Genomic DNA, 2,458 nt, shown 5'->3' on the forward strand with positions numbered 1-2,458 from the left:
CCCGCCATTGGCGACAGTATGCGCGATATGCTCGCCGCGCGTGCAGCCGGTGCACGACCCATGCTGGTGCTGACGGGTAAAGGCCAAAGCATGCGTTTGACAGCGGAAGCGGCGGGCGTTTCCATTTTTGCGGATCTTAACGCGGCGGTACACGCCATTCTCGGCATTCCGTGATACGCACTATTCGCAGTAGCTTGTTCTACATTGGTTTTACAATCTGGACCCTGGTCTGGGCCTTTTTCAGCCTGACCGTCACCTTGTTGCCGCTGACGGCGAGAGTCTGGACCAGTCGTTTATGGGCACGTACCGGCGTCAGCTGGCTCCACTGGAGTTGTGGCCTGCGTTATCGGGTTTGCGGCCTCGCCAACATTCCCGCCACGCCCTGCGTCATCGTCGCCAACCATCAATCGGCATTGGAGACTCTGCTCCTCTGGTGCATCTTCCCACGACTCTCCTATGTACTGAAAAAGGAACTTCTCCGTATCCCAGTGATTGGCTGGGGCCTGCATCTATCCTGGCCCATTGGTATCGACCGCGACGCCGGCAGGCAGGCCTTGGTGGAGGTAATTGAAGAAGGCAAAGTCCGTCTGGCGGCAGGCTTTAATGTAGTGATCTTCCCGGAAGGCACTCGTCACCCCTGTGGCAAGGTTGGTCCTTTCAGCAGCACGGCCGCTGGCCTGGCCATTCGCGCCCAGGTTCCGCTCCTGCCCATCGCCGTGAATAGCGGGTGCTTCTGGCCACGCGCAGATTGGCGCAAATGGCCGGGGGTAGTTGAGGTGCAAATCGGCCCCGCACTAGCCCCCGTAGGTAAAGCCGCAGCCCTCAACCAGCAAGCACAAGACTGGATTACAACCGCGGTTGCAGAGATGGGGACAGGGCCTGCTGTAAAAGCGCTTTAACCAAAGTACCGGCGATATCCTGACCCGTGATTCCTTCGATACCTTCCAAGCTGGGGACGGGATTTACTTCCAGTACCAAAGGCCGCTGATTTTCCGCCAGCATGATATCCACCCCGGCAAAACCCAGACCTAGTGAAGCCGCCGACAGGCGGGCAATGGCGGCAAAATCTTCCGGCAAATCCAGCAGCGCCGACGCCCGGCCCCCGCAATGCAGATTGCTGCGAAAATCCTCAGCAGAAGCATCCCTGCGCATGGCCGCAATCACCTCGCCGAAGAGGACGATCATCCGAAAATCATGACGCCCTGGAAGAAAGCGCTGAACCATCGCTTCGTGTTGCAGATGAAGAAAGGTGTCCAGCATTCCCCGTGCCGCTATATCCGTCTCCGCCAGACTAACGCCCACCCCCTGGGAACCACTGAGCAGTTTATGTACCAAGGGCGTACCCACGGCAGACACTGCTAGATCACGCTGCTCCATCTGCGTGAAATAGGCCGTCTTCGGCACCGCAATACCCGCGGCAACCAGGACCTGCAAAGAAGCAAACTTATCACGGGACAACTCCAGCGATTCCGCACTGTTGAGGCAGCAACTGCCTTCCCCCGCAAAAAAACGGAGCAGGCGTGACCCTAAGTGCGTCAGCGGACCGCCTACTCGCGGAATCACTGCGGTGCAGGGCGCCAGGAGAGATGATCTGTAGTAAAGCCGGGCCGCAGTATCATCTAACATCAATAAGCAATGCTCAGGCTGAAGCAATACGGGTTCTGCGCCCGCCGCGGCAACCGCATCCAGCAGGCGACGGGTCGAGTACAACCCGGTATGGTGCGAGAGAATCGCAATGCGGGGCGGCGCGGGCATGACTTAAGGTATGTCCTCGCGAAAGCTCAGCAGTGGCAATTCACCGTGGGCAATGGAGCGCTCAATGAATCCAGCGCGACCGGGTGCGCGCTGTTCCAGTGCCGCCCGCGACAAGGCAGATTCACCGCCAATCGCGGCAAAAAGCACCTCCAGCTCCCAGGAATCCACCCGCAGCGTCCCGAAGGGGTTATCCCGCGTCGCAGGTCGCCAAAACAGGTTCGGCAACCATCCTTTACTGCGCACCGCTGGAGTCAGATACAATGCGCGGCAACGTTCGTCAATCTCCCCAGGTGCCGGAATCTGCGTCTGTCCCAAGCTTCCCATAATATCCCATCCATTTGTTTTAATGTGCATAAGTGCACAGGAAAGCCATCCGTAAATACAAAACGTCATCCACGACGATAATCATATAGTCATTTACTTGGCAACGGAATTATTGTGGAGCACAATGGTCAACTACTTGGGTACGTGTAGAACATATTCGCAACAAGCGGCTTAACGGCCAAGGAGACCATCATGAGCGACAACAGCACGCAGCAGGGCGTAGCGGGTCACGGCGCCTTTTTTCAGGATACGAATCTTTCGGCGAACGAAGCTGAGGCGGCTACGGCCTGGGTGCGTAATCATGTTGACCGGCGCACGGTGGACCTGGGTGAGCGGATGGACGACATTCGCGATCACATGTGGGAACTGGAGAAGGAAG

The 2,458-nt window shown here is 57.7% G+C and carries 4 protein-coding genes and 1 pseudogene; 3 read left to right on the forward strand and 2 right to left on the reverse strand.

The genetic code is table 11. The features are described from left to right. Nucleotides 1-18: 18 nt before the first annotated feature. Together HF921_RS11790 and HF921_RS11795 are read left to right on the forward strand one after the other, a co-directional pair. Nucleotides 19-174 (forward strand): HAD hydrolase-like protein, encoded by a 156-nt coding sequence (locus tag HF921_RS11790; RefSeq protein ID WP_226834563.1) that lies wholly within the window; start codon nt 19-21, stop codon nt 172-174. Between the two features lie 20 nt (nt 175-194). Continuing rightward, nucleotides 195-899, forward strand: a complete 705-nt coding sequence (locus HF921_RS11795; RefSeq protein ID WP_226834561.1) for a lysophospholipid acyltransferase family protein — start codon at nt 195-197, stop codon at nt 897-899. Here the strand turns inward: HF921_RS11795 and HF921_RS11800 are convergent. After that, entirely contained in the window at nt 847-1,755 is a 909-nt protein-coding gene (locus HF921_RS11800) for an ATP-grasp domain-containing protein (RefSeq protein ID WP_064217716.1), read from the reverse strand. The two genes, HF921_RS11795 and HF921_RS11800, sit on opposite strands and share 53 nt — an antisense overlap. A gap of 3 nt (nt 1,756-1,758) precedes the next feature. After that, nucleotides 1,759-2,079 (reverse strand): hypothetical protein, encoded by a 321-nt coding sequence (locus HF921_RS11805; RefSeq protein ID WP_064217715.1) that lies wholly within the window; start codon nt 2,077-2,079, stop codon nt 1,759-1,761. A 192-nt stretch (nt 2,080-2,271) separates the two neighbouring features. On the opposite strand from HF921_RS11805, the pseudogene HF921_RS11810 reads away from it, so the two are divergent. Next, a pseudogene (locus tag HF921_RS11810) lies at nt 2,272-2,458 on the forward strand (heterodisulfide reductase subunit B); the annotation flags it as partial.

Source organism: Acidithiobacillus ferriphilus, assembly GCF_018854775.1.
Taxonomy (GTDB): domain Bacteria; phylum Pseudomonadota; class Gammaproteobacteria; order Acidithiobacillales; family Acidithiobacillaceae; genus Acidithiobacillus; species Acidithiobacillus ferriphilus.